This is a genomic window from Allobosea sp. P4_E12, from assembly GCF_056401655.1.
The window spans coordinates 58,608-84,080 of the sequence record NZ_JBFUIY010000023.1; the positions used below are offsets into that span (position 1 = coordinate 58,608).

Genomic DNA, 25,473 nt, shown 5'->3' on the forward strand with positions numbered 1-25,473 from the left:
GCCTGCATAGCGCAGCAAGAGGGCTCCGTCAGGAGCCCGCGGAGATCATCGCATGAGCGGAAAAGGCCTCCTCATCGCCGCGCCGCGCTCCGGCTCGGGCAAGACGACGATCACGCTCGGTTTGCAACGGGCGCTGGTGAAGCGAGGGCTGACCGTACGCGGGCTGAAATGCGGGCCGGACTATATCGACCCGGCATTCCACGCGGCCGCAACCGGCGCACCGAGCGCCAATCTCGACAGTTTTGCGATGCCGGACACCTTGCTCGGCCAGATCGCAGGCGAGGCTGCAGAGGCGGCCGATATCGTCGTCGCAGAGGGCTCGATGGGCCTGTTCGACGGCGTGCCGGGCGAGATGGGGCATACGGGCGCGAGCGCCGATATCGCGGCCTTCTGCGGCTGGCCGGTCGTGCTGGTCGTCGATGTCTCCGGTCAGGCGCAGTCGGCCGGCGCGGTGGCTCTCGGCTGCGTGCGTTATGACGAGCGCATCCGTGTCGTGGGCGTGATCCTCAACAAGGTGGCAAGCGAACGCCATCGCCGGCTTGCCTGCGCCGGCATGGAGCGGATCGGCTTGCCCGTGCTCGGAGCCCTGTCGCGCGAGGCAAGCCTGATCCTGCCCGAGCGCCATCTCGGCCTTGTGCAAGCCGGCGAGACAGAGGATCTGCATGGCCGGCTCGATGCGCTCGCAGACGCGATCTCTGCCGCGGTCGACCTCGATGCGATCCTTGCCGTGGCCGAACCGACGGACCTCCCGGTAACCCGGCATGGCGCTCCCGCCCTGCCCGCCCCGGGACGCTGCATCGCCATTGCCCGCGATGCCGCCTTCAGCTTCGTCTATCCGCATGTCGAAACCGGCTGGCGTGCGACCGGCGCAACGCTCCTTCCCTTTTCGCCGCTCGCCGACGAATCGCCGCCGGAGACTTGCGACAGCTGCTGGCTGCCGGGCGGCTACCCGGAGCTTCATGCCGGCCGGATCGCCGGCGCCAGCCGCTTCCTGGCCGGCTTGCGCCGCTTCGCGGAGACCCGGCCAGTCCATGGCGAGTGCGGCGGCTACATGGTGCTTGGCCGAACGCTGATCGATGCCGACGGCACCGCCCATGCCATGGCGAACCTGCTCTCGGTCGAGACCAGCTTCGCGAAGCGCAAGATGAATCTGGGTTACCGCCGCGCCGTGCTCCAGGCGAATGGTCCGCTGGGTTCGGCCGGGCAGGCACTGACCGGGCATGAATTCCACTACGCGACGATCATTTCGGTTGGCGATGACGCGCCCTTCGCGATGGTGACCGATCCGCATGGCTCGGCTCCGGTTCCCGCCGGCGGCCGGCGGGCGCTGGTAACCGGCTCCTTCTTCCACGCTATCGCCCGCTTCACCGGGCAGCCATGAGCGGGCCTCCGGTCTTCGACGAGGCCTTTGCGGCGCAATTCGAGACGCTGCTCGCCTGGCGGCGCGATGTGCGCCGCTTCCGGTCGGAGCCGGTGCCCGAAGCGTTATTGGCGCATCTCTTGAAGCTGACCGAACTCTCTCCCTCGGTCGGCCATTCGCAGCCCTGGCGCTGGTTGCGCGTCACGGACGCAGAGCAGCGTGCGGCGGCGCAGACCAGTTTTACGCATTGCAACGCCGAGGCGCTCGGTGACTACGCCGGCGAGCGAGCCCGGCTCTATGCCAACCTGAAGCTCGAAGGCCTGCGCGAAGCCCCCGAGCAGTTTGCGGTGTTCTGCGACCACGGCACGGAGCAAGGTCATGGGCTCGGCCGGCGCACCATGCCGGAGATGCTCGATTATTCCGTGGTCGCCGCGATCACTCAGTTCTGGCTGGCAGCGCGCATGCACGGCATCGGCGTCGGCTGGGTCTCCATCCTCGAACCCGAGGCGATCGCGGCTGCGCTTGGCGTGCCGCCGCAATGGAAGCTGATCGCCTGGCTCTGCGTCGGCTATCCGCAGGAGGAGCATGCCGATCCGGAGCTGATCCGGCATGGCTGGGAGATCGGGACAGGCCGCGACTGAGATCTCATCGCGCGTGTTCAGCGCGGCGATCCCGGGGCCGCATGCGCCGCCCCGGGATGATCTAGCCCTTTGTGTTTGCATCGGCTTTCCCGAAAACCGCAATCCACTCTTCGGGCCGATACTTTAGACCGCGACCTTGAACTTGGCCTGGGTCTTGGCCTTGATCTCATCCAGCGAAACGCCGTCCGCCAGCTCGATCAGGGTCATGCCGCCGCCATTCGCCTTGTCCACGGCGAAGACACCGAGATCGGTGATCACCATGTCGACGACGCCGGCGCCTGTTAGCGGCAGGTCGCAGGCCTCGAGCAGCTTTGCCGATTCGGAGCCGTCCTTGTTCTTGGCGACATGCTCCATCACCACGACGACCTTCTTGACACCGGCAACGAGATCCATCGCGCCGCCCATGCCCTTCACCATCTTGCCGGGGATCATCCAATTGGCGAGATCGCCGTTCTCGGCCACCTGCATCGCGCCGAGGATCGACAGATCGATATGACCGCCACGGATCATGCCGAAGGAATCCGCCGAGGAGAAATAGCTCGTCGTCGGCAGTTCGGTGATGGTCTGCTTTCCCGCATTGATCAGGTCGGGATCTTCTTCGCCCTCAAAGGGGAACGGCCCCATGCCGAGCATGCCGTTCTCCGACTGGAGCTGCACGCTCATGCCGGCGGGAATGTAGTTCGAGACCAGCGTCGGGATGCCGATACCGAGATTGACGTAGAAACCGTCCTGCAGCTCCCTGGCGGCGCGGGCGGCCATCTGCTCACGTGTCCAAGCCATGGTCCTTGTCTCCTCAAGCCGTCGGACGGGGACGGGTGGTGCGCTGTTCGATGCGCTTGACCGGGTTCGGCACATGCACGATGCGCTTCACGAAAATGCCGGGCGTGTGCATGTGATCGGGATCGATCTCGCCGGCCGGCACGAGGTGCTCGACCTCTGCGACCGTGAAGCGCGAGGCGCTCGCCATCATCGGATTGAAGTTCCGCGCCGTCTTCCGATAGACGAGGTTGCCCTCGGTATCGCCCTTCCAGGCATGAACGATCGAGATATCGGCGAAGAGGCCGCGCTCCATGATGTAGCGCTCGCCATTGAACTCGCGTTCCTCCTTGCCCTCGGCGATCAGCGTACCGACACCGGTCTTGGTGAAGAAGGCGGGAATGCCAGCCCCGCCGGCACGAATCCGCTCGGCAAGAGTGCCCTGCGGCGTGAATTCAAGCTCGAGTTCACCAGCCAGGTATTGCTGGGCGAAAAGCTTGTTCTCGCCGACATAGGAACTGATCATCTTCTTGATCTGGCGGGTTTCCAGCAGCAGACCAAGCCCCGCGCCGTCGACGCCGGCGTTATTGGAGATAAAGGTCAGGTTCTTGGCGCCGGAATCACGGATCGCCTCGATCAGGGTGTCGGGAATGCCGCAGAGGCCGAAGCCGCCGGCCATGATCGTCATGCCGTCCTTGACGATACCGGCGAGCGACGCCTTTGCGTCGGGGTAGACCTTCTTCATCGCGATGCCTTTGCCGCTGGGATCAGGGGGAGAGGAGCGTTCCTCCCAAGGACTAGCCGAGCCCATGGTGCGGTTGCAACATGGACGAGGGCGCGGGTGGGCATGCGTGCCTCCCCTCGTACCCCGAGGGGAGAAGAAGGAGCCGCGTCAGGACGCCGGACAGACGGCTCCCGTATCGACCCAGGCCTGCATAAGCGCACCGAATTGCGCATTGCTGCCTGGTGCCGGAACACGACCGAGTCCCGGGTTCCAGGCCCAGAGCACCAGGGTGTCGCTGGTGACATGCTTGACGATTGCCGCGAGGTCGCGGCTGCCATTGCGGTTCTGGTCCTTGAGCTGCTCGCAGATCTGACCGAGCGACTTACCCTCCCAGGCCATCGAGGCCGGCGCCAGCGCCCAGTGACCATCGCCCGGAATCCGCGCCGGGTCGAAATTCTGCTTTCCGTGGCAGGTCGCGCATTCCAGCCCCGGTGCGCCGTGCCCGTCCTTGCCGCGCACGACGAGCGGCTGATGCAGGCGCCTCGCATCGGCCTGCCGCGGGCGTTCGGTCGCCGGGTGGCAGTTCATGCAGCGCGGATGCTGCAGCACCGTGCCGATCTCGCCGAACAGGGCGACCGAGCGATCGCGCTGGTTGGCGATGGCGCTGAAGCTCTCGGCTGGACGCAGCGAGGCGGGCGGGGCCTGTCGCGTCGTTTGCGCCGAGGTGAGCGCGGTCCCGGCCAGACAGAGTCCCGCACCTGCCAGGACGGCGTGAAGGAGGGGCGCCCGCATCAGACCGTGCCTCCGACCATGGGCAATTGCCGCGGACGCGGTTGCCCGAGCTTTGCCAGTGCATTGGCGACCGCCGGGCCGATCGGCGGCACGCCCGGCTCGCCGACGCCGGTGGGCGCTTCGGTCGAACGGATGATCAGGACCTCGACCTCCGGCATCTCGTGAATGCGCAGCGAGCGATAGGTATCGAAATTGGCCTGGACCGGCCTGCCCTGGTCGAGCGTGATCTCGCCGTAGAGCGCATGGCCAAGACCAAAGCCGATGCCGCCTTCCATCTGCGCCCGGATGATGTCGGGGTTGACCGCGACCCCGCAATCCACCGCGCACCAGACCTTGTGAACCTTCGGCTCACCATCAGTGCCGAGCGAGACCTCCGCGATCTGGGCAACGAAGGAACCGAAGCTCTCGACCACCGCGACGCCGCGGGCGCGGCCGTCGACCGGGCCGGAGCCATTCCACTTCGCCAGTTCGGCGACAGCCTTGAGCACGCCGACGGCACGCGGATGCCGGTTCATCAGGTTAAGCCTGCCGGCAACCGGATCCTGCCCCGCCGCCTGCAGCAGCTCGTCGATGAAGCACTCGACCGCATAGGCCGTGTGCGTATGGCCGACGGAGCGCCACCACAGGGTCGGCACGCCAACCTTGGGGTTGTTCACCTCGCAGTGGAAATCGGCAATCTCGTAGAAGAGTTCGTTGGCGCCTTCGACCGAGGTTGCGTCGATGCCGTTCTTCACCACCATCGCCTCGAAGGGCGTGCCGAGGAAGAAGGACTGGCCGACGATGCTGTCGGCCCAGGCCGTGATCTTGCCGTCGTTCACGGCACCGCGCAGGCGATGCACGAAGAGCGGGCGGTAATAGCCGCCGGAGAGGTCATCCTCGCGGGTCCAGACCAGCTTGACCGGACGGTTGGGGCCGATCGCCTTGGCGACCATGGCGAGTTCCGCTGCCAGATGCTGGCTGACCTGCGCACGCCGGCCAAAGCTGCCGCCTGCCAGCATGGTCTCGAGCCTGACCTTCTCTGGCGGCAGGCCAAGGATGGTTGCGATGGTCATATGCTCGGTGGTCTGGAACTGGCTGCCGAAGCGGGCGAGCGCCTCGCTGCCATCCCATTGCAGATAACCGTCGAGCGGCTCCATCGGCGCGTGCGCCAGATAGGGGAAGACGAACTCGGCTTCGATCACCGTCCCAGCCTTGGCGAGCGCGGCCTCGGCATCGCCATGCGAACCGGCGACCACACCCTTCTGGCGGGCAAGCGCGCGATATTCGGCGATGAGTTCGCGGCTGCCGCGCTTTTCGGCCGCGCTCTCGTCCCAGGTCACTTTCAGGGCTTCGCGGCCCTTCAACGCGGGCCACATGCCATTGGCATAGACGGCGACGCCGGAGCCGATCTGCTTGACGTCGACGACGCCCTTGACCTTGAGCGCCTCGGCCGCGTCGAAGTTTCCGACCGTGCCGCCGAAGCGCGGTGGCCGGGCAACGACGACGGTCAGCATATTGGGAGCGTGGATGTCGATGGTGAACTCGGCCTTGCCGCGCGACTTGTCGGCACTGTCGAGCCGCCTGACCGCGCCCTCCTTGCCGATCAGGCGGTAGGCCGAAGCCGGCTTCAGCGGCACGTTTTCCGGTACGGCAAGCTCCGAGGCCGCCTCGGCGAATTCGCCAAAGCGTCCCTGTTTGCCGGAGGCATGGCTCAGGACGCCGGCCTCGACCTTGATCTCGGAGGCTGGGACCTTCCACGACTGCGCTGCGGCCTGGACCAGCATGGCACGGGCCGTGGCTCCAGCCTTGCGCATCTGTTCCCAGCTATTGGCGATCGCGGTCGAGCCGCCGGTTCCCTGCACGCCGAATGCGAGATTGGCATAGAGCTTGACGTCGGCCGGCGCATGCTCGCTGCGCATCTGGCCCCAGTCTGCGTCCATCTCCTCGGCGACGAGCGTCGCAAGCCCGGTGAATGGCCCCTGGCCGAACTCGATATGCTTGATCAGCACCGTGACGGTGCTGTCAGGCGCGACGCGGACGAAGGCATTGGGTGCGAAGGTGGCGTTTCCGCCCGGGCGAAACGCAGCGCCTGCCCCGGACTGGGCACGGGCCACTTGCGGGAGATGCAGCCCGATGACGAGGGCGCCAGCTCCCTTCAGCAGCGAGCGGCGGGAGAGGTTCTGATCGTGAACGGTCATGGCTCAGCCCTCCAGCGTGCGGGCAGCATCATGGATCGCGGCGCGGATGCGGACATAGGTTGCGCAACGGCAAAGATTGCCGTTCATCGCGAGATCGATGTCGCGATCGCTCGGCTTCTTGTTTTCCGTGAGCAGCGCAACCGCGCTCATCACCTGGCCCGACTGGCAGTAGCCGCATTGCGGTACGTCGCGTGCCGTCCAGGCGGCCTGAACGGCATCGGCTTCCTTGCCCGAAATCGCCTCGATCGTGGTGATCTCGGCATCGCCCACCGCCGAGACCGGCGTGACGCAGGAGCGCAGCGGCTTGCCGTCCATGAAGACCGTGCAGGCGCCGCATTGCGCGACACCACAGCCGAACTTGGTGCCGGTCAGGCCGAGATTGTCGCGGATCGCCCAAAGCAGGGGCGTATCGTCGTCGACATCGACGCTGTGCGTCCTGCCGTTGACTTTGAGTGAGACCATGGCTGCCTCCGGATCGCTGGACATGACACAGCGCGGCACCATGGTGCGGATCGAGAGGCTCGCTCTCGACGGCCCGATCTGACATATCAGAAGCGGGCGGGTGATCCGTCGTCTTGGGTCGCGCGACTAGACGAATTAGACCGTTTGAGTCTAATTGGAATAGTCGCGCTCAGTTTGGATCTTGTCAAGACTGCAATGTCCGACAGAAGCGAGAGTTCCGGCGTGGCCGCCGATGATGCCACCGGTCGCATCGATCAGATCGCCGATGCGGCCCTGCGCCTGTTTGCCCGCTACGGCTACAAACGCACCTCGATGGACGACATCGCCAAGGAAGCCGGGCTGGCCAAGGCGACGCTCTACCTCCATTTCAAGGGCAAGGATGATGTGTTCCGGGCCATGCTCGCGCTGCTCGGCAGGCGTGTCGAAGCACGTTGCCGTGAAGTCCTGATCAGCCAGGCCCCCTTCCCGGAACGCCTCACGGCACTGTTGAGAGCTCATTTCGCCACGGCCTTCGAGAGCCTCGGCACGGGTGAACACCTGGTCGAGTTGAAGGCCGTCATCGCCAGCATTGCCGGGCAGGAGCTGCTTGTCTTCGAAGACATCTTCGCCAGGCATGCGCGCAACCTCATCGAGGAGGCGCAAGCGAAGGGCGAGATCTCGCTGAAACGCACGGGCCTTAGCCCCACGATGCTGATCAACACGCTGATGCAGGCGGCCGCCGGTGCCAAGCTCGGCCCCCTGCCCTCCTGCGCGGACTACCAGCAGCGGCTCGACGCGATCGCATCGGTCACGGCTGCTGCCGTCCTGCCGACCGGCTAGTATGACAGGGCCGGCATCGGCTCTAAGCCTTTCGTCTAAACCGCCATTCCTGGGCAGATGCACATGGATTCATGCGCACGGGCGTGGCGTTGACAGGCGCGCTGCGCGCGGTGCAGCATGACTGCAAGGGGAAACGAACAATCCAAGAATCATTGAGGTGGCGACCATGTGTGCGTGGTATGTCTGAGGATATTATTCTCTCCACCTCGGGGCTAACCAAAGAATTCGCGGGATTCACCGCGGTCAATGGCGTCGACCTCAAGGTCAGGCGCGGCAGCATTCATGCGCTCATCGGCCCAAATGGTGCCGGCAAAACGACATGTTTCAATCTGCTGACCAAGTTTCTTGCGCCAACCAAGGGTTCGATCGTCTATAACGGCCAGGACATCACGCGCCAGAAGCCGGCCGAGATCGCCCGGCTCGGGCTGGTCCGGTCCTTTCAGATTTCGGCGGTTTTCCCGCAACTGAGCGTGATGAAGAACGTCCGGATCGCGCTGCAGCGCAAGCGTGGCGACTCCTTCGATTTCTGGCGGTCCGAGGATGTGCTGAAATCGCTCGATGCCGAGGCGCTGCGCCTCGTCGAGGCCGTCGGCCTCTCGACCTTTGCGGACCTGCCGGCGGGAGAACTCTCCTACGGTCGCAAGCGCGCGCTTGAAATCGCGACCACGCTGGCGCTCGATCCGGAGATGCTGCTGCTCGACGAACCGATGGCCGGAATGGGCCGTGAGGATGTCGAACGCATCGCGGCGCTGATCCGGAAAATCTCGGCCAACCGCACCATCCTGATGGTCGAGCACAACCTCTCGGTCGTCGCCTCACTCTCCGACCGCATCACCGTGCTGGCGCGTGGGCAGGTGCTTGCCGAAGGCGACTACGCCACGGTCTCGAAGGATCCGCGCGTGGTCGAAGCCTATATCGGATCGGGAGTCGGCCATGCTCACTGAGGCGACCGGGGCCGCAGCGCCTGCGAGCGCTGTCAAACCGCTGCTCGCGGTCCGCGGGCTCGAGGCCTGGTATGGCGAGTCGCATGTGCTGCATGGCATCGATTTCGACGTCGCGCCGGGCGAAGTGGTGACCTTGCTCGGCCGTAACGGCGCCGGCAAGACCACGACGTTGAAGTCGATCATCGGCATCATGGGCAAGCGCAAGGGCTCGATTTCGTTCGACGGTACCGAGACGATCAACCTGCCCTCGCGCACCATCGCCCGGCTCGGCATCGGCTTCGTTCCGGAAGAACGCGGCATCTATTCGAGCCTGAATGTCGAGGAGAACCTTCTGCTGCCGCCGCAGGTGAAGCCGGGCGGATTCAGCCTCGACCAGATCTTCGAGCTCTTTCCCAATCTGAAGGAGCGGCTGAAGAGCCAGGGCACCAAGCTGTCGGGCGGAGAGCAGCAGATGCTGGCGATCGGGCGCATCCTGCGCACGGGCGCGAATCTCCTGCTGCTCGACGAGCCGACCGAGGGGCTGGCCCCCGTGATTATCGACCAGATCGGCCGCACCATCGCGAAACTGAAACACGATGGCTTCACCATCATCCTGGTCGAGCAGAATTTCCGCTTCGCCGCAACGGTGGCCGACAGGCACTATGTCGTCGAGCAGGGCAAGGTGGTCGACATGATTCCGAACGAGGCGCTTGAGCGAAACATCGACAAGCTCCACGGTTATCTCGGGGTTTGAACAATCGCGTCGAGAACGACGTCATTTCAGGGAGGGACGGCATGAAACTCAAGACATTGCTGCTGGGCAGCGTATTTGGCGCGCTGCTGGTGAGCCCGGCGCTGGCGCAGCAGATTTCCGTCAAGGCCGGTGTGCTCAACGACCGTTCCGGCCTCTATGCAGACCTCTCCGGCGAAGGCTCGGTGGTTGCGGCCCGCATGGCCGTCGAGGATTTCAAGGCCGCCGAGAAGGGCATCAAGGTCGAGATCATCTCCGCCGACCACCAGAACAAGCCCGATGTCGGCTCGACCATCGCCCGGCAATGGTACGATCAGGACGGCGTCGACATCATCCTTGACGTGCCAACCTCATCGGTGGCGCTGGCCGTCAACCAGATCACCAAGGAAAAGAACAAGATCCATATCAACTCGGGCGCAGCGACCTCAGACCTCACCGGCAAGGCCTGTTCTCCGAACACGATCCACTGGACCTATGACACCTATGCCCTCGCCCAGGGCACGGGCGGCGCCATGGTGAAGGCCGGCGGCGACAGCTGGTTCTTCCTGACCGCCGACTATGCCTTCGGTCACGCTCTGGAGCGCGACACTGCCGCGATCGTCACCAAGAACGGCGGCAAGGTGCTGGGGGCCGTACGCACGCCCTTCCCGGGCACCGATTTCTCGTCGTTCCTGCTCCAGGCTCAGGCTTCCAAAGCCAAGGTCATCGGCCTCGCCAATGCCGGCGGCGACACGATCAACTCGATCAAGCAGGCGGGCGAGTTCGGCATCGTTGCAGGCGGGCAGAAGCTCGCGGGGCTGCTCGTCTTCCTCACCGACGTGCACGCGCTCGGCCTGCAGACGGCGCAAGGCCTGGTCCTGACGGAAGCCTTCTACTGGGACACGAACGACCAGACCCGTGCCTGGTCGGAGCGCTTTGCGAAGGCCCATGGCGGCAAGAAGCCAACCATGGTCCAGGCCGGCGTCTATTCCGGCATGCTCCACTATCTCAAGGCCGTGGAGGCTGCGAAGAGCAAGGATACCGCGGCCGTGATGGCCAAGATGAAGGAATTGCCGACCGACGATCCGCTCTTCGGCAAGGGGTCGGTCCGCGTCGACGGCCGCAAGATGCACGACATGTACCTTTTCGAGGTCAAGAAGCCGTCCGAGTCCAAGGCACCATGGGATTACTACAAGCAGATCGCGGTTCTGCCGGCAGAACAGGCCTTCAAGCCGCTCAGCGAGAGCGAGTGCCCGCTCGTCAAGAAGTGAACGAGGCTTCGTCCGCGCTTGCTTGGTTCCTGCGTCATCCCGGGCGATCCTAGGGAGACCCGGGATCCACATGCTCCGGCACATCTCCCGGGTCGGGTCTTCGGCCGGCCCGGGATGATGGCAGCAGGAGATGGCGTATCCGTACGTCGGTCCTTGGCAGCATTTTCAGGATGAGTTGAGCAAGGCATGTTCGAGCTTCTCGGAATCCCACCACAAGCGCTGTTCGGCCAGGTCCTGCTTGGCCTGATCAACGGCTCGTTCTATGCCATCCTCAGCCTCGGGCTGGCGGTGATCTTCGGGCTGCTCAACATCATCAACTTCACCCATGGCGCGCAGTATATGATGGGCGCCTTCGTGGCCTGGATGTGCCTGAACTATCTCGGCATCAACTACTGGGCCGCATTGCTGCTGGCACCGCTGATCGTCGGGATCGTGGGCGTCCTGATCGAGCGGTTCCTGATCTCGCGGCTGGCCCATCTCGACCATCTCTACGGGCTGCTGCTGACCTTCGGCCTCGCACTGATCATCCAGGGCCTGTTCCGCAACAATTACGGCTCGTCGGGCCTGCCCTATCAGATCCCGCCGCAGCTGGCGGGCGGGCATAATCTCGGCTTCATGTTCCTGCCGAACTACCGCGCCTGGGTCGTCATCGCGTCGCTCGTCATCTGCCTGGCGACCTGGTTCGTGATCGAGAAGACGAGGCTCGGCGCCTATCTTCGCGCCGCCACCGAGAACCCGACGCTGACACAGGCCTTCGGTATCAATGTGCCGCTGCTGGTGACCCTGACCTACGGCTTCGGCGTCGCTCTGGCGGCGTTCGCCGGCGTGCTCGCGGCGCCGATCTACTCGGTCAATCCAAACATGGGGGCCGACCTGATCATCGTCGTCTTCGCCGTCGTCGTGATCGGCGGCATGGGCTCGATCATGGGCGCGATCGTCACCGGGTTCGGCCTCGGCCTGATCGAAGGCGTGACCAAGGTTTTCTATCCCGAAGCGTCCGCGACCGTGATCTTCATCATCATGGTCCTGGTGTTGCTGGTGAAACCAGCCGGGTTGTTCGGGCGGCCCGCGTGATGGCACCGTCCCGCATGATTGGAAGGAGCTGACCATGGCCGACGCGCTTTCCGCCGACGTTCCCGCGGGCGGCCTCGCAGTCGCCGAGACCACGAAGGGAACCGAGCGCCTGCATCGGGCGATCTTCATCGGGCTCGCGGTCCTGGTCGCCGTCGCGCCTTTCCTCGCCTATCCCGTCTTCGTGATGAAGGTGATGTGCTTTGCGTTGTTCGCGCTCGCCTTCAACCTTCTGCTTGGCTATGGCGGTCTGCTCTCCTTCGGCCATGCGGCCTATTTCGGCATGGCAAGCTATGTCAGCGCCTATACGGCCAAGAACTGGGGCTTGACGCCCGAGCTCGCGATCCTGTCCGGGACGCTGATCGCCGGTATGCTTGGCGCCGTCTTCGGCTCGCTCGCGATCCGCCGGCAAGGCATCTACTTCGCCATGATCACGCTGGCACTGGCGCAGATGGTGTTCTTCTTCTCGCTGCAGACACCGCGCTTCACGGGCGGCGAGGACGGCATCCAGTCAGTGCCGCGCGGCAAGCTCTTCGGCCTGATCAGCCTCGCCGACGACCGGGCGCTGTATTACGTGGTCGCAGTCATCTTCATGGCCGGGCTGCTGCTGATCTACCGCATCATCCATTCGCCCTTCGGCCAGGTCTGCAAGGCGATCCGGGACAACGAGCCGCGCGCGATCTCGCTCGGCTACCGCGCCAATCGCTACAAGCTCGCGGTCTTCGTCCTTTCGGCTGCGCTGGCGGGGCTGGCGGGCGCGACCAAGGCCATCGTCTTCCAGCTCGCCTCACTCACCGACGTGCACTGGTCAATGTCCGGCGAGGTCGTGCTGATGACGCTGGTCGGCGGTCTCGGAACCGTGTTCGGGCCGATCGTCGGTGCGCTCGTCATCGTCTCGATGCAGAATTATCTCGCCAGCCTTGGCGCCTGGGTCACGGTCGTGCAGGGCGTGATCTTCGTGATCTGCGTGATGCTGTTCCGCGAGGGCATCGTCGGCGTGATCTCGAGGGCCATCAAGCGACCGCTCTGACGTCAGCGCGGCCGCATCAGGAAATCAGCGACGGCTGCCCGGTCGGCCTCGCGGGCGAGCCCGGGCGCGCTCATCCAGCTGCCTTTGAACATGGCCTCGGGATCGGCGAGATAGGCTTTCAGCCGCTCCGCGTCCCAACTGAGGCCCTGCGCGCCGGCCGCTTTCAGCGCCGGCGAGTAATCGAAACCTGTGGCCGTGCCGATGCGGCGGCCGGACAGGCCGGCGAGATGCGGACCCGCCATGCCCGGCTTGGCCGGGTCGAGGCTGTGGCAGGCCTGGCAGGTCGCGAACAGACGCTCGCCCGCCCCGCTCTCCTGGGCTGCGCCAGGCTGCGCGGCAAACAGAACCGCCGTGATCGCAGATGCGACAGGCGCGCTCCTCACGCCTGCTTCACCGTCTGGATCCGAACAAGTCGGTCATTGCCGCTCTCGCCGCCCCAGGCCTCGCCGGAACGCCCGTCCATCTGGCGGACATTGGCGCCGGGCTTGTCGCTCGGGAGACTGCTGAAGGCTTCGGTGACGGGATCGAAATGGACGATGGCATTGGCCGAAAAGTCCGTCAGCCAGACTTTGTCCGCATCATCGACATAGACCGAATAGGTGCGCGGTTTGTCACCCGGCAATTTCCATGTCTTCCAGCTGTTGCTGAGCGTGTCATAGGCCGAGACATTGCCGGAATTCCATTCGCTGACCCAGATGCGATTCTTCGAATCCGACCAGACCCGCCGCGCGCCCTGACCAGGCGTCGGTGGTTCGACCACCGTGATCTCGAAGGTGCCGGGATTGATCTGGGCAATATGGTTGCCCGCCAGCGAGGCGTACCAGATCTCGCCGGAGGGCGTTCTGGTGATGCCATAGGCGCCCGGCCCGCGTGGCGCATCCTTGATCTCCATCCTGGCGGTCTTCGGATCGAAGCGACCGACGATCCCATTCTGGCCCGTGAACCAGAGAATGCCTTCCTTATCGAAGACCCCGGTATTGAGATTGGCGCTCTCGCGCCCCGCTGGCAGCTTGAAGAGATCGACCTTGTGGGTCTTGTCGTCGACGCGGGCAATGGCGTTCTGGCCACCTTCCGTCACCCAGGCGGCTCCGTCCGGGCCCCTGATCACGCCATGGGGTGCGGCCCCCTGGCCGAGTTCGACCACCTTGAGCTGGCTCGAACGCGGATCGAAGCGGCCGAGCGTGCCGTTGCGCTGACCGCAGACCCAGATCGTGCCGTCGCCGGCATCGGTGACATCGCGCGAGCCCTTGATCGCGGGGATATCGAAATAGGTGATGTTGAATCTGGACCCCGGCGCCGTCGGTCCGGCCGCCGCCGCCCGGCCGACCAGGGCCGGCGCCGCAAGCCCGACGAGGCCAAGCTGAAGAAAGGACCGGCGCAGCATGAAGCGTCTCCTCCTGTACCGGCCGGGCGCAACGCCTCGGCCGGTTTCCAGCTTGGGACGACAAGATGGTGAAACTGCGCCGACTCTCCCCTGCCGCTCAGAGCTGCCGTCGAACTCCGACGGGCAGGCTCGAAACCCGCGCCATTTCGCCGCTCAGGAAACGTTCCGGCGCCACCAGATAGTCACGCGCCATCGTCATGGCGTCGACGCCCCAGAAGACTTCGCCGTCGATCAGCAGGCTCGGCACGCCGAAGACCCCCGCCGCGACGGCCTCTTCCGTGGCCAGGCGCAGCGCATCCTTGACCGGCTGTTCGCCGATACGGCCGAGCGCAGCAGGATCTCCGGCCGCGGCCGCCACCTCGGCCAGCACGGCTGGATCGTTACCGTCGCGCCCCTGCCCCCAGATCAGCCGAAAGGCTTCGCGGACCGCGCCCTTCTGCCCATCGAGCGCGGTCAACAGGCGCAGCATGGCGAGCGGGTTGAACGGGTGGCTCGGCGGGAAGCGGAAGGGCACGCCCAGCGATTGGGCCAGGTGCGTCGCGAGACGATAGGTGTGGACACGCTTCGGCGCGATCTCGGCCGGGCCGAGCTGGCCCCAATGCTTGAGCACGGCACCAAAGACGATCGGCTTCATCACGACAGGCCGCAGCTCTTCAATCGCGTCGAGCTTCGTCAATGCCAGATAGGCAAAGGGTGAGATGAGGTCGAAATACCAGATGGCAGGCTTGGTCATTCGCATCCTCATTTGATCAGCTTGGACACGGCGCGGAATTGCGGGTGTTCCGCCGTCCGCAGCCATTCGAACAGGACCATCTCGGTCGTGACCATCTCGGCGCCATGAGCGGACATGCGCCGGATCGCAGCCTCCTTGTTCTCCGCAGCGCGTGAGCCGATCGCGTCCTGCACCACGAGGACGCGGCGCCATTGCGTCAGCAGCCCAAGAACCGTCTGGCCGACACAAACATGCGCCTCGCAACCGCAGACAATCAGCTCTTCGTCCTCTTCCAGCGCGCCGAGAAAGGCCGGTTCGGCACAGGCATCGAAGCTCATCTTGGTCACCACCGGACCGGCGCCCGACAGTTCCGGCACCGTGCTGCCGAGCCCGGCCGGGTTCTGCTCGGTCATCACCACGGGAACATCGAGCAGGGCCGCCGCCTCGACGAGCCGTCGTGCATTCGCGACCATGCGCGGCCCGTCATGGATCACGGGCATCAGGCGCGCCTGAAAATCGATGATGACGAGGCGGGCGCGCTCGACCTTCAGCAGTGTCATGGACGCTCTCCCTTCATCAGCAATTGTCCGATCTGGACATCGACATAGCGTTCCATCAGGGCGCGCGCCTGCGCCCCGAACATCCTCAGCCGCTGCGTATGGGCGAGCAACAGCACGCCCGAAGCATGGGCGAAGGCATCGGCCATGGCCAGCCGTGCCGTCTCCTGATCGCGGCCCATCTGTTCGACCGCGTGCCTGATTGGCGAGAGCCCCGCCTCCAGGGCCTCGTTCAGGGCCTTGTCCCGCTCGCGGCCGAGCCCATGGGGGCGCATGCCGCCACGGAACAGGTAGAAGCCGAGATCGAGATCCCTGGGATGAGCCGCATAGAAATCGAAGAAGGCGAGCGCTGCCAGGCGGAAGCGGGCTTCCGGCGTAGCAGCCCCTTCGACCGCCTTGTCGACATGGTCGCGCAGTGCCGACAGCGACTGGCCAAGGACCTCGGCATAGAGCGCCTCCTTGGAATCGAAATGGAAGTAGAGCGCCGCCGGCGTGTAGCCGGCCTCAGCCGCGATGCCGCGCAGCGAGGCGCCATCCAACCCATCGCGCTCGAAGATCGTGCGTGCGGCGTCGAGGATCAGCCCGCGCCTGAGTTCCGTGACCGCCCGCTTGCGGCGACCTCGCATCGTCTCGGCCACTGCCACCTCAGCATCGCTCCAGATTTGAGTTGACGAAAATTCTAACGGCGTTCAATTTTACGGGCAACACTCAAATATCAAGAGGACACGCCCATGCTGATGGATGCTGCGGGCTACCGCGAGTCGCTGCGCGCCTATCATCCGCGGGTTTTCGTCAACGGCCAGCGTGTCGAGAGCGTGGCTGACGAGCCCTTGCTCGCTCCGGGCATCAACGCGGTCGGGATCACCTACGACCTCGCCCATCAGGAGGCCCATCTCCCGGTGATGACGGCGCGGCAGACAAGCTCCGGCAAGACCGTCAACCGCATGCTGCACATCAACGAAAGCTCCGGCGACCTGCTCGCCAAGCTCGAGGCGGTTCGGCTGGTCTGCAATATCTCGGGCTGCGCCCAGCGCTATCTCAGCCATGATGCGCTGAATGCGCTCTGGCAGGCGACAGCGCTCACCGACGCCCGTCACGGCACCGATTATGCGCAACGCTTCCGCGCCTATCTGCACGAGGTTCAGGACAAGGACCTGACGCTCGGCGTCGCCATGACCGACGCCAAGGGTGACCGTTCGAAGCGACCGGGCGCACAGGCGAACCCGGATTCCTATGTTCACATCAAGGAGCGGCGGAAGGACGGCATCGTCATTCGCGGCACCAAGGCCATCGTCACCGGCGCGCCCTATATGCACGAATTCCTGGTGATGCCCTGCCGAACCCACGTGCCGGGCGACGAGGATTTCGCGGTCTGCTGCGCCGTGCCCTGCGATGCCGCGGGCGTCACCATCGTAGCGCGACCTGCCGGACGCCCCGGAGATCGAGCCGCGAAATTCTCGTCGCAATACGGCCAGTCGACCGGCGTCGTGATGTTCGACGATGTCTTCGTGCCATGGGACCGCGTCTTCCTTGCCGGCGAGACCGAGGAAGGCGGCTTCCTGACCACGAGCTACGCGACGCATCACCGCCATTCCTGCATCGGCGCCAGAGCCGGGTTCGGCGATCTCCTGATCGGCGCCGGCGCACTGATGATCGAGGCCAACGGGCTCGATACCGAGCGCCACGGCCATGTCCGCGAACAGATGGTCGAGTTGATCAAGATCACCGAAGGATTTTTCGCCTGCGGTGTCGCGGCCTCCGTCTACTGCCAGAAAGATCCAGCAGGCTCGGTGATGCCTGACAGCGTCTTCTCCAATATCGGCAAGCTGCTGTTGGCCACGCAGATCTACGACATGCACCGCATCGCCCATTACGTATCGGGCGGGTTGATCGTGGCGCTGCCAGGCCCGGATGAGGACCATAATCCCGAGACCGCTGCCTCGTTGTCTGCCGTGCTCGCGGGCCGCCCCGATATCCCGCACGCGCAGCGCGCCGAGGTCGCGCGCTTCATCGAGGATCTCACCGTCTCGAAGGAGGCCGGCTGGTATTCGGTGATCTCGCTGCATGGCGGCGGCTCGCCGGAAGCGATGAAGCGCGAGATCTGGCGCAACTACCCGGTGGCGGAGAAGGTCGAACTGGTCGAGAGCCTGCTCGGACGGGGCGTCCTCGCCGATGGCGGCAGGGTCTCGAAGCAGCCTGGGCGCTGTTGTGTCGCCGGTTGCGAGGTGCCGGAAATGCCGGGCGGGGCCCCGCGCGAAGCGGCTGAATAGCGCAACCCGTCAGCCTCTGATCCCCTTCATTCCCCGTCCCGGGACGGGATAGCCGGCGCGCCGGACCTGACCAGAGGACCAACATGACCGTGCACGCCCTTGCCTCGACCCATCAGGTGCTGAACCAGGCGCGCCCAGCCACGGGCTGGAACGCCTTCTCCGACGACGCGGTGCTGCAGGGCGTCGTCACGCGCCAGGCTCCCTGGGTTGCAGGCAGAGCGATGGCGCTCGGCGCCCATGCCGGCGATGAGACGGTGCAGGATCTGGCGCGTCTCGCCAACAGGTTTACGCCGGAACTCAGGACGCATGATCGCTTCGGCAACCGCATCGACTGGGTCGAATTTCATCCAGCCTGGCACGAATTGATGGCGCTCGCCTTCCGGCACGAGGTGCCCTCGCTGGCCTGGACGACGACGGAGCCGAACGGCCATGTCGCGCGTGGCGTCCTCTCCTATGTCTGGAACCAGATCGAACATGGGGTCGGCTGCCCGACCGGCATGACCTATGCCGCCTGGCCGGGCCTGGCCCAGCCTGAGTTCTCGCTCTGGCGCGAGAAGATCACCTCTGGCCAGTATGACAAGCGCCCACTCCCGGTCTCACAGAAGACAGGGGCGAGCATCGGCTATGCGATGACCGAGAAGCAGGGCGGATCGGACCTCCGGCAGACCCAGACGACCGCGCGCTATCTGGAGGATACGCCGGAGGGGCGCGTCTATCTGATCACCGGACACAAATGGTTTTTCTCGGTCCCGCAATCGGACGGGTTCTTCACACTCGCGCGCAGCGAGAGCGGCGTCTCCTGCTTCTTCGCCCCCGGCTTCCTGCCGGATGGCAGCCGCAACCGGCTGCAGATCCAGCGGCTGAAGGACAAGGCGGGGAACCGCTCGAACGCCTCGTCGGAGGTCGAATTCCGCGAGTGCCTGGGCTGGCTGGTCGGCGAAGAGGGGCACGGCATCCGCGAGATCCTCGGCCACGCCCATCTGACCCGGCTGGATTTCGCCATCGGCTCGGCGGGGCTGATGCGGCAGGCGCTGACCCTGGCGCTCAACCACACACAATCGCGCAGGGGCTTTGGCTCCTCGCTGGCCGAACAGCCGATGATGACCAATATTCTTGCCGATCTCGCAATCGACTCCGAAGCCTCGACCCTGATGGCCTTCCGCGTCGCCGCCGCAACGGACGCGATGGAGAGCAGCGAGCAGGAGCGGCATGTCGCACGGGTTTCGACACCGCTGGCGAAATTCTGGAACTGCAAGCGCGCGGCCGCCTTCGTCGTCGAGGCGCTGGAATGCCATGGCGGCAACGGCTTCATCGAGGAGAACCCGATGGCACGGCTCTATCGCGAGGCGCCGCTGAACGCGATCTGGGAAGGCACCTCGAACATGATGTGCATGGACGTCCTGCGCTCGTTCAACCGCGATCCACATACGAAGGAGGCCTTCATGGCCGAGCTCGGCTCCGCTCGGGGCGTCAACCGTGCGCTCGACCGCTGGCTCGACAGGCTCGACGACGAGGTGGCCAAACCGCGCAATGACGACGGCCATGGCCGCCGGCTCGCCAACCTGATGGCCTATGCGCTGCAGGCCTCGGAGCTGAAGAAGCACGCGGACGAGGCGGTGTTCGAGACCTTCTGCCGCTCCAGGCTCGATGCCGACTGGGGTTATGTCTTCGGCACGCTCGATCCATCGCCGGAACTGGCCGGCATCGTGAAGCGCGCGAGCGTGGCGCGGGGGTGAGCCATTCTGGCCTCGCCGCCGGACGGGGCGGTGAAGAGAGCCCCGGGGGCCGTGCCCGAACCTGGATGGTTCAAGGCTGGCATGGACCCCGGTCCTGCGCTTCTCATCGGCCGGGTGACGCCCGGGTTCCGGGCGCACCAGGCCTTCAATCACGCGCAGCAGGCTGCGGCCATCGGCACCGTCTCGTACTCGTCGTGGCGCTTGACGAAACTCATGGTCGAGTCCTCATTGCGGCCCTTGGGGGCGCGGTCGAGGATCATCAGTGTGCCGATCAGCTCCTCCGGGCCCCGCGCATAGCTCGAATAGGTATGAAACACCTCGCCGGCTTCGTTGCGGATGAATGAGCTCAGTCCGGGCAGTTCGTCATGCGCATTGCCCACCGGCGTATCGGTGAAATTGTAGCGGACGCTCTCCCCCTTGAGCTGCTCGGGCGTGAACGAGACGTGGTAGTCGAAATTGAAGTCGCTGCCATGGGACGAGACCCAGGGGAAGCGCCAGCCCATGCGACGCTTATAGGCCTCGATCTTCTGCAGCGGCGCGCGCGAAACTGCGACCAATGTCACGTCGTGATTGTTCAGATGCGCCAGCGTGCCGTCGAGATGATCAGCCAGGAAGGAACAACCGGGGCAACCTGCCTCCCATTCCGGCCCGAACATGAAATGATAGATCATCAGCTGGCTGCGCCCGTCGAACAGCTCCGCCAGCCGCCGCCTCCCTGTCAGGGTGTCGAAGACATAGTTCTTCTCGACCCGGACCCAGGGCAAGGCGCTTCGCTCGGCATTCACCGCGTCGCGCAGACGCGTCTCTTCCTTCTCGCGGGCGAGCAGAACCTTGCGCGCGGCAAGCCAGTCCTCGCGTGAAACAACCGGGTGTTGCTGCATGGCCTTCCTCCTTCAGAAACGCCCCTCTTGACAAGATAAGTTGATATCAACATAAAAACTTCATGTCAAAGCCCATCCCCCTTTCCGCCGAGAACCGACTGCCCTTCGAGACCACATTGCATGTGCGGGACCATTGCCTGTGCCTGCATGTGCAGCGGGCAGCCAGGGCACTTGCGCGGCGCTTTGACGAGGCTTTGCGACCGTTTGAGCTGACGAACCAGCAATTCTCGCTGCTGATGTCGCTCAATCGCCCGCAACCACCGAGCCTCGGCCCGGTGGCAAACCTCCTTGCCATGGACCGCACCACCCTGACGGCGGCGCTCAAGCCGCTCGAGCGGCGCGGTCTCGTTTCGGTCGACAGCGATCCGGATGATCGGCGCAGCCGGCTGCTGACATTGCAGCCAGCCGGGCATGCATTGCTCCTCCTCGCCGTCCCGACCTGGGAGCGCATCCACCGCGAGGTCGACGCGCTCTTGCCCGGGACGGATCCTGACCGTTTCCGGCACGATCTCAGGGCACTGTCCCAGCCCTGACTGCTACCGCCTATGGCGGCGGCCGTTTCCCAACCCACACCACCAAAAACAAGCAAGGAACGACCATGCCCCAGATGATCTTCGTCAACCTGCCGGTGAAGGACCTGCAGAAGTCCATGGCCTTCTTCAAGGCGCTCGGTTTCAACTTCAACCCGCAATTCACCGATGACACCGCCGCCTGCATGGTGATCAGTGACACCATCTTCGCAATGCTGCTGACGCACGAGAAATTCGCAGGCTTTGCACCGCAGCCGATTGCCGACGCGACCAAGGTCACCGAGGTCCTGACCTGCCTGTCGCGCGAAAGCCGCGCCGATGTCGACACGATGGTCAATGCTGCGGTCGCCGCCGGCGGCAAGACCTATGCGAAACCGCAGGACCACGGCTTCATGTATGGCCACGGCTTCCAGGATCTCGACGGCCATGTCTGGGAGGTGATGTGGATGGATCCCGCGGCCGTGCAGCAAGGCTGAGCAGGCCGCCTGAAAAAAGGGCAGCGATACTGCCCTTTTCCTCTTGCAGTCGCGAGAGTGCCGCCCTATCTCCTGTGCACCGCAGCAGAGATGCTGTGGCGCCCTCCTTGGGCGTTTCCTCCCTAGACTTCGGGCTGCGCCTTTGGCGTGGCCCTTTTTTCTTGGGTGATGGCCGCCCAGCGCCCCCAGTCGGGACGACGCTGAGCCCAGCGCGACACACGTCATGCCGCCAGGCTCGCCGGCCTCGAGATGCCGACCGCTCCATGCGCGATCGAAGAGGAGGCGCCGCTATCTCCCCATCACGGCGCCTCCTCCCGCGGGCCGAGGCCTCGCCCGGGTATTCCCGGTACGAGTAACGACGCGCGCAGGGAGCATTCACTGCTTCGACCTGCACTCGAGGCCAGGCGATCGGTATCGCGTCAGATCACTCACGCGACGCGTCCTGAAAGCGAAACACCGAGCACACTCCGCATAGGGAGGCGGGCCGATCTGTTCGATGACGCGGGCATTAATGCTTCGTCATGCTACATCGAGCCGGATYGGAGCCAAGGCCGCGCTAACCCGCCAGAAGCTCATCAGGGCTCAGGATCACCGCACCGAAATGGTGGCGCCAGAGCCGGACACCCAATTCGCCGGAACGATCCAAGGAGGAGCCGACGGTCAACCAACTCAGGAGCGCCGGACTGAGCCCGGCATCAAAGAGGGCAAAGCCGGCGGCGAGGACGCAGGTGTCGGCCTGCAGGCCGCAGACCAGCACACGCTCCAGCTGCATGCCTTGGAGATGGTCGATCATCGCGGCCGGCGGCAGATAGCCGTGCTTGACGAAGACGCGATCGGCGGGAACCAGGCTCTCGTCCGACAGGCCGGGTTTCCAGCCCAACTGACGCTCGAAAGGCGTCACTGCCTCGTCATGCCTCTCGACCGTCGCGACTGAGGGCATACCGGCTACGACAGCCGCAATACCCTGGATCAGCCATTCCGGCGGCGAAAAGCTGGCTTGCACGTCCACGATCAGCAGGGCCTGGCGCATGCTGCGTTTAAGCGCGGGCAGCCTTCGGCTGCAACTCCGATGGCTGTCATTCGACCGAGCTCATGCACGCGGCCGGAATGCCCGCGCCTTAGCATCGGCCCGAAAAGTGGATTGGGATTTTTCGGGGAAGCCGATGCAAAGACAAAGGGTTAGATCATCGGACTGGATACGATATCCGGTCCGATGATCTAGAAGCTGACCCTGACCTGGGCCTGGCCGCCGAGGCGGTTGGTGGAGCCGGAGAGTTCGCCGTCGAGCCGGGCGCCGAGCGTGACGGAGGGGCTGAGCCTGAGGTCGAGCCCGGCGGCGAGCAGCGCGCTGTTGCGGGCGGGCCTGGCCCCCTCGACCGCGAAGCCTGAGCCGGTCAGGCCGGCAATCGAGGCGGAGAGACCGGCGTCACGCTGGTAGTAATGCGCCCAGCTCGCCCGGAGATAGCCGGCGACTGGCAACCCGTTCAGGCTATTGGCATAATCGAGCTGCAGGCCAAGCTCGCTGCGCGAGGTGATGTCGTTGCGCCGGGCGAGCGCCAGCGCGCCGGCATTGGCCCCGGCCCAGTTCGCCTCGATCAGGCCCGGGCTGCGGGCCTGGATCGCCTGCAGCGCCGCCAGCGGCGAGAGCGTCAGGCCGTTCCATGACAGCACCGCGGCGCTCGCCTGCAGCCGGCCGCTCCAGGCGGTGGTGGCATAGGACGAGGACAATGCGCTGCCGAGCACCGGGATACTGCGCTTGATCTCGTTCTCGAGCCGGCCATAGCCGAAGGCAGCGGCAAGATTGACCGGCCCGAGCCGGGTCGTGCCGTAGAGGCCGGCCTGGAAGACATCGGCCTCGGCCTTGCCGAGACCGCCGGCGAGCGAGGACCGGGCGCTGCCGCCGGAGACCGCAAAGCCCGCAACCGTGCCGGGCATGATCCGAAAATCGGCGCCGACGGCGAGATGGGCATCGTCGAGATCGCTCTTGGCCGAGCCGACCCTGGTCGATCCGTCGGTGCGGCCGACCGAGCCGAAGGCTGCGCCCCAGACGGTGTATGGCGGCGGATCGAGGAAAGCCGGCGCGGTCGGTGCGTCGGCGCCCTTGCGGACGAGGCCGGAGAAGGAGGCTTCGCCGGGAGCAGCCCCCGCGCTGCCGCGGCCCGCCGCGAAGGGATCGAGCATCGCACGCAGGAACTGGTCGGCGGCCGAGACCGCCATTGCCGGCGCTGCGGTATGCGCCTCGCCCGAAAGCTGGTTCACCGCCCCGGGGATTGCTGCGGCCGGCAGGTTGTAGATGCCGAACAGCGCCGACGGATCGGCTCCGCCCGCCACCGCCCGATCGAGGCCTGCGGCAACCGAAAAGGCGTTCAAGAGCGATGCGACGAAGCCGGCCAGCGGCTTTGGCGCAAGGGTCAGCATCACGTCGTTTGCGGTATAGGCCAGGCTGGTGGCGATGCCGGCTCCGAAGGGGCCGGTCGAATCGAGCGTGCCGAAGCGCGTCCCGCCGAGCCCGCCTTGCGCCGAGAGCAGCGTATAGCGCGTCGTGAAGGAATAGGGGCCGCCAAGTGCCACCAACCTGAGCGTCCCTGCGAGGCTCGCGGTGCCCGTGACATTGACCCGGTCTGCGACCGCGCCCTGGATCTCGGCCTCATAGACCGAGCCCGCGCCCATTGTCAGGGTGCCGTTGACCGTCAGCGTTCCCGGCGAATTGCCCGGCGCCAGCGTGCCGTTCACCACCGTCGAGGGCAACTGACCGGACCCGCCGAGCCGCGCACCCGCCGCAACGGTCAGCCCCGAAGAGGCCGCTAGCGATCCGTTCACGATCAACGAACCGCCGTTCACCGTCGTCGTCCCACGGAAGGTGTTTATGCCGCTCAGGGTCGTGGTCCCGCTTTCATGCAGGATCGCTCCAGTGCCGGTAATCGTTGCGCCAACCGTATAATTCGAAGCGGTATGGTTGAACACGAGCCGCCCGGAGCCGCGTCCGAGGCGGATTTCCGCCACCTCGATGAAGCCGGGAGCGCGGGCGACTGCTCCTGCCGCTGCACCGATATTGACGGTCCCGGTCGAGCCGGCACTGTTGGCGATGACAAGCATGCCGCGGCCGTCATCGATACGCACGGTGCCGCCATTGTCGATCGTTGCTTCGGCGACGCCGAGATTCCCGACCATCAGGTAGGTGGTGCCGAGCCACTGGGAATTCGCGCCCGTCACTCTCAAATCGCCGCGAGAGCCAGCTTGCCAGGCGAGGATGCCCTGGTTCGTCTGGACAACAGCTCCGTTCGAGACGAGGCCACTGCCCTGGCCGCTCATGCCAAAGACCGAATAGCCCCCGACCTTCAGCTTTGTGCCGGCGCCATCGATGGTGAGCGAACCCCGGCCGGACGCAAACTCGCCGAAATTCGTATTGACCGTTACCGCAGCCGAACTGCCATTGGAGATAACGATATCGCCGCGTCCCGCGTAGCCACCCATCAACGTGCCGCGGATATTCCAGGTAGCGCCGCTGACGGTGACCGCGCCCACACCCGTCGCGTTGTAGCCGGCGGTGATCGCACGGTCATCGGCCTTGGCGCCGGCGAGAACCTGATAGGTGCCTTGCCCGGATTCGCCGACGATATGGCCGTTGCCATTATACCAGGTGGTCCCTGCTCCCGAGAGCGTGATCGTTCCGGCAGAGCCGGCGAAGGAGCCGGTCGTCACGAAAGCCGCAAAATTTGCCGCCGCACCGCCCGAAGCGGCGAAGCTGCCCTGGCCCCTGTAGCCGGCATAGAGGTAGTCGCCGGACCAGGCCCCGCCGATCAGGTTGGCCGATCCCACCTCTCCGGCGAGGTTTGCGACGGTCGTTGCGGCCGCGGTGAGCGAGCCGCCGGGCGACACCGTCAGCGATGATGTCATGCCGATCGCGCCAATGTGCAGCAGGTTTGCGGACGCCCCGGCAGCAGTAATGGACGGCGCAATCAGCGAGCCAGAGCCGATGGTCACTGTCGTAGCGCCAGTTGGAACGGCCCCCAGCGACCAGTTCGACGCTGTATGCCAGTCGGGAGAAGCGCCTTGCCATGCTGTTTGAGCCAGTGACGGCGTCACGCCAAGCGCAAACCAACTCACCGTCGACAAGGCCGCCAGCCCCGTGATGGCACGAGGATAACTTCGTAGCGGCCGCATGCGCCCC

General features: G+C 65.2%; 25 protein-coding genes. 12 read left to right on the plus strand and 13 right to left on the minus strand.

What is annotated here, in order from left to right; genetic code table 11:
* Positions 1-52 precede the first annotated feature (52 nt).
* Both AC1DW9_RS25310 and bluB read left to right on the plus strand, forming a co-directional pair.
* Positions 53-1,381 (plus strand): cobyrinic acid a,c-diamide synthase CobB, encoded by a 1,329-nt coding sequence (locus AC1DW9_RS25310; protein WP_441507494.1) that lies wholly within the window; start codon positions 53-55, stop codon positions 1,379-1,381.
* The gene (gene bluB, locus AC1DW9_RS25315) at positions 1,378-2,001 is read left to right on the plus strand and encodes a 5,6-dimethylbenzimidazole synthase (RefSeq protein WP_441507493.1); all 624 of its coding nucleotides are present in this window, start codon (positions 1,378-1,380) and stop codon (positions 1,999-2,001) included. Before AC1DW9_RS25310 ends, bluB begins: the two co-directional genes overlap by 4 nt.
* Positions 2,002-2,124: 123 nt before the next feature.
* On the opposite strand, the gene AC1DW9_RS25320 is transcribed toward bluB, so the two are convergent.
* From AC1DW9_RS25320 to AC1DW9_RS25340, 5 genes are all read right to left on the minus strand, one after another.
* Entirely contained in the window at positions 2,125-2,781 is a 657-nt protein-coding gene (locus AC1DW9_RS25320; protein WP_441507492.1) for a 3-oxoacid CoA-transferase subunit B, read from the minus strand.
* A gap of 13 nt (positions 2,782-2,794) precedes the next feature.
* On the minus strand, positions 2,795-3,502 hold the full coding sequence (locus AC1DW9_RS25325; protein ID WP_441490364.1) for a CoA transferase subunit A: 708 nt from the start codon (positions 3,500-3,502) through the stop codon (positions 2,795-2,797).
* Between the two features lie 147 nt (positions 3,503-3,649).
* Positions 3,650-4,273, minus strand: a complete 624-nt coding sequence (locus AC1DW9_RS25330) for an Isoquinoline 1-oxidoreductase subunit (protein ID WP_441490365.1) — start codon at positions 4,271-4,273, stop codon at positions 3,650-3,652.
* Positions 4,273-6,450, minus strand: coding sequence for a xanthine dehydrogenase family protein molybdopterin-binding subunit (locus tag AC1DW9_RS25335; protein ID WP_441490366.1), 2,178 nt, complete (start codon positions 6,448-6,450; stop codon positions 4,273-4,275). The genes AC1DW9_RS25330 and AC1DW9_RS25335 overlap by 1 nt, the downstream gene beginning before the upstream one ends.
* A gap of 3 nt (positions 6,451-6,453) precedes the next feature.
* Positions 6,454-6,912 (minus strand): (2Fe-2S)-binding protein, encoded by a 459-nt coding sequence (locus AC1DW9_RS25340; protein ID WP_441507491.1) that lies wholly within the window; start codon positions 6,910-6,912, stop codon positions 6,454-6,456.
* 195 nt (positions 6,913-7,107) lie between these two features.
* Between AC1DW9_RS25340 and AC1DW9_RS25345 the strand changes: the two genes are divergently transcribed.
* The 6 genes from AC1DW9_RS25345 to AC1DW9_RS25370 all read left to right on the plus strand — a co-directional run bounded on the left by AC1DW9_RS25345 (position 7,108) and on the right by AC1DW9_RS25370 (position 12,756).
* Positions 7,108-7,731, plus strand: a complete 624-nt coding sequence (locus AC1DW9_RS25345; protein WP_441507490.1) for a TetR/AcrR family transcriptional regulator — start codon at positions 7,108-7,110, stop codon at positions 7,729-7,731.
* Positions 7,732-7,910: 179 nt separating this feature from the next.
* Entirely contained in the window at positions 7,911-8,675 is a 765-nt protein-coding gene (locus AC1DW9_RS25350; protein WP_441507489.1) for an ABC transporter ATP-binding protein, read from the plus strand.
* On the plus strand, positions 8,665-9,408 hold the full coding sequence (locus tag AC1DW9_RS25355) for an ABC transporter ATP-binding protein (RefSeq protein WP_441507488.1): 744 nt from the start codon (positions 8,665-8,667) through the stop codon (positions 9,406-9,408). Before AC1DW9_RS25350 ends, AC1DW9_RS25355 begins: the two co-directional genes overlap by 11 nt.
* A gap of 41 nt (positions 9,409-9,449) precedes the next feature.
* Positions 9,450-10,655 (plus strand): ABC transporter substrate-binding protein, encoded by a 1,206-nt coding sequence (locus AC1DW9_RS25360; protein ID WP_441490371.1) that lies wholly within the window; start codon positions 9,450-9,452, stop codon positions 10,653-10,655.
* Positions 10,656-10,841: 186 nt separating this feature from the next.
* A complete protein-coding gene (locus AC1DW9_RS25365) occupies positions 10,842-11,729 on the plus strand; it encodes a branched-chain amino acid ABC transporter permease (protein ID WP_113518014.1) in 888 nt (295 codons plus the stop codon).
* Positions 11,730-11,763: 34 nt separating this feature from the next.
* On the plus strand, positions 11,764-12,756 hold the full coding sequence (locus AC1DW9_RS25370; protein ID WP_441507487.1) for a branched-chain amino acid ABC transporter permease: 993 nt from the start codon (positions 11,764-11,766) through the stop codon (positions 12,754-12,756).
* Between the two features lie 2 nt (positions 12,757-12,758).
* On the opposite strand, the gene AC1DW9_RS25375 is transcribed toward AC1DW9_RS25370, so the two are convergent.
* The 5 genes from AC1DW9_RS25375 to AC1DW9_RS25395 form a co-directional block, all read right to left on the minus strand.
* On the minus strand, positions 12,759-13,139 hold the full coding sequence (locus AC1DW9_RS25375) for a c-type cytochrome (RefSeq protein ID WP_441507486.1): 381 nt from the start codon (positions 13,137-13,139) through the stop codon (positions 12,759-12,761).
* Entirely contained in the window at positions 13,136-14,140 is a 1,005-nt protein-coding gene (locus AC1DW9_RS25380) for a Vgb family protein (RefSeq protein WP_441507485.1), read from the minus strand. Before AC1DW9_RS25380 ends, AC1DW9_RS25375 begins: the two co-directional genes overlap by 4 nt.
* 97 nt (positions 14,141-14,237) lie before the next feature.
* Positions 14,238-14,873 (minus strand): 2-hydroxychromene-2-carboxylate isomerase, encoded by a 636-nt coding sequence (locus AC1DW9_RS25385; RefSeq protein ID WP_441507484.1) that lies wholly within the window; start codon positions 14,871-14,873, stop codon positions 14,238-14,240.
* 8 nt (positions 14,874-14,881) lie between these two features.
* Positions 14,882-15,412 carry an isochorismatase family protein gene (locus AC1DW9_RS25390; RefSeq protein WP_441507483.1) on the minus strand — a complete coding sequence of 177 codons (531 nt, stop codon included), beginning with the start codon at positions 15,410-15,412 and terminating at the stop codon, positions 14,882-14,884.
* Positions 15,409-16,047: a TetR/AcrR family transcriptional regulator gene (locus tag AC1DW9_RS25395; RefSeq protein ID WP_441507482.1), complete on the minus strand. Its 639-nt coding sequence runs from the start codon at positions 16,045-16,047 to the stop codon at positions 15,409-15,411. The genes AC1DW9_RS25390 and AC1DW9_RS25395 overlap by 4 nt, the downstream gene beginning before the upstream one ends.
* Positions 16,048-16,140: 93 nt before the next feature.
* Between AC1DW9_RS25395 and AC1DW9_RS25400 the strand changes: the two genes are divergently transcribed.
* Together AC1DW9_RS25400 and AC1DW9_RS25405 are read left to right on the plus strand one after the other, a co-directional pair.
* Positions 16,141-17,679 (plus strand): 4-hydroxyphenylacetate 3-hydroxylase family protein, encoded by a 1,539-nt coding sequence (locus tag AC1DW9_RS25400; RefSeq protein WP_441507481.1) that lies wholly within the window; start codon positions 16,141-16,143, stop codon positions 17,677-17,679.
* An 83-nt stretch (positions 17,680-17,762) separates the two neighbouring features.
* Positions 17,763-19,415, plus strand: coding sequence for an acyl-CoA dehydrogenase family protein (locus tag AC1DW9_RS25405; protein ID WP_441507480.1), 1,653 nt, complete (start codon positions 17,763-17,765; stop codon positions 19,413-19,415).
* Positions 19,416-19,564: 149 nt separating this feature from the next.
* On the opposite strand, the gene AC1DW9_RS25410 is transcribed toward AC1DW9_RS25405, so the two are convergent.
* On the minus strand, positions 19,565-20,296 hold the full coding sequence (locus AC1DW9_RS25410; protein ID WP_441490380.1) for a DUF899 domain-containing protein: 732 nt from the start codon (positions 20,294-20,296) through the stop codon (positions 19,565-19,567).
* A 62-nt stretch (positions 20,297-20,358) separates the two neighbouring features.
* Between AC1DW9_RS25410 and AC1DW9_RS25415 the strand changes: the two genes are divergently transcribed.
* Entirely contained in the window at positions 20,359-20,829 is a 471-nt protein-coding gene (locus AC1DW9_RS25415) for a MarR family winged helix-turn-helix transcriptional regulator (protein ID WP_441490381.1), read from the plus strand.
* A 65-nt stretch (positions 20,830-20,894) separates the two neighbouring features.
* The gene (locus AC1DW9_RS25420; protein ID WP_441490382.1) at positions 20,895-21,302 is read left to right on the plus strand and encodes a VOC family protein; all 408 of its coding nucleotides are present in this window, start codon (positions 20,895-20,897) and stop codon (positions 21,300-21,302) included.
* A 556-nt stretch (positions 21,303-21,858) separates the two neighbouring features.
* Here AC1DW9_RS25420 and AC1DW9_RS25425 read toward each other — a convergent pair.
* A complete protein-coding gene (locus tag AC1DW9_RS25425) occupies positions 21,859-22,332 on the minus strand; it encodes a cysteine hydrolase family protein (RefSeq protein WP_441490383.1) in 474 nt (157 codons plus the stop codon).
* Between the two features lie 188 nt (positions 22,333-22,520).
* The gene (locus tag AC1DW9_RS25430; RefSeq protein ID WP_441507479.1) at positions 22,521-25,286 is read right to left on the minus strand and encodes an autotransporter outer membrane beta-barrel domain-containing protein; all 2,766 of its coding nucleotides are present in this window, start codon (positions 25,284-25,286) and stop codon (positions 22,521-22,523) included.
* Between the last annotated feature and the right edge of the window lie 187 nt (positions 25,287-25,473).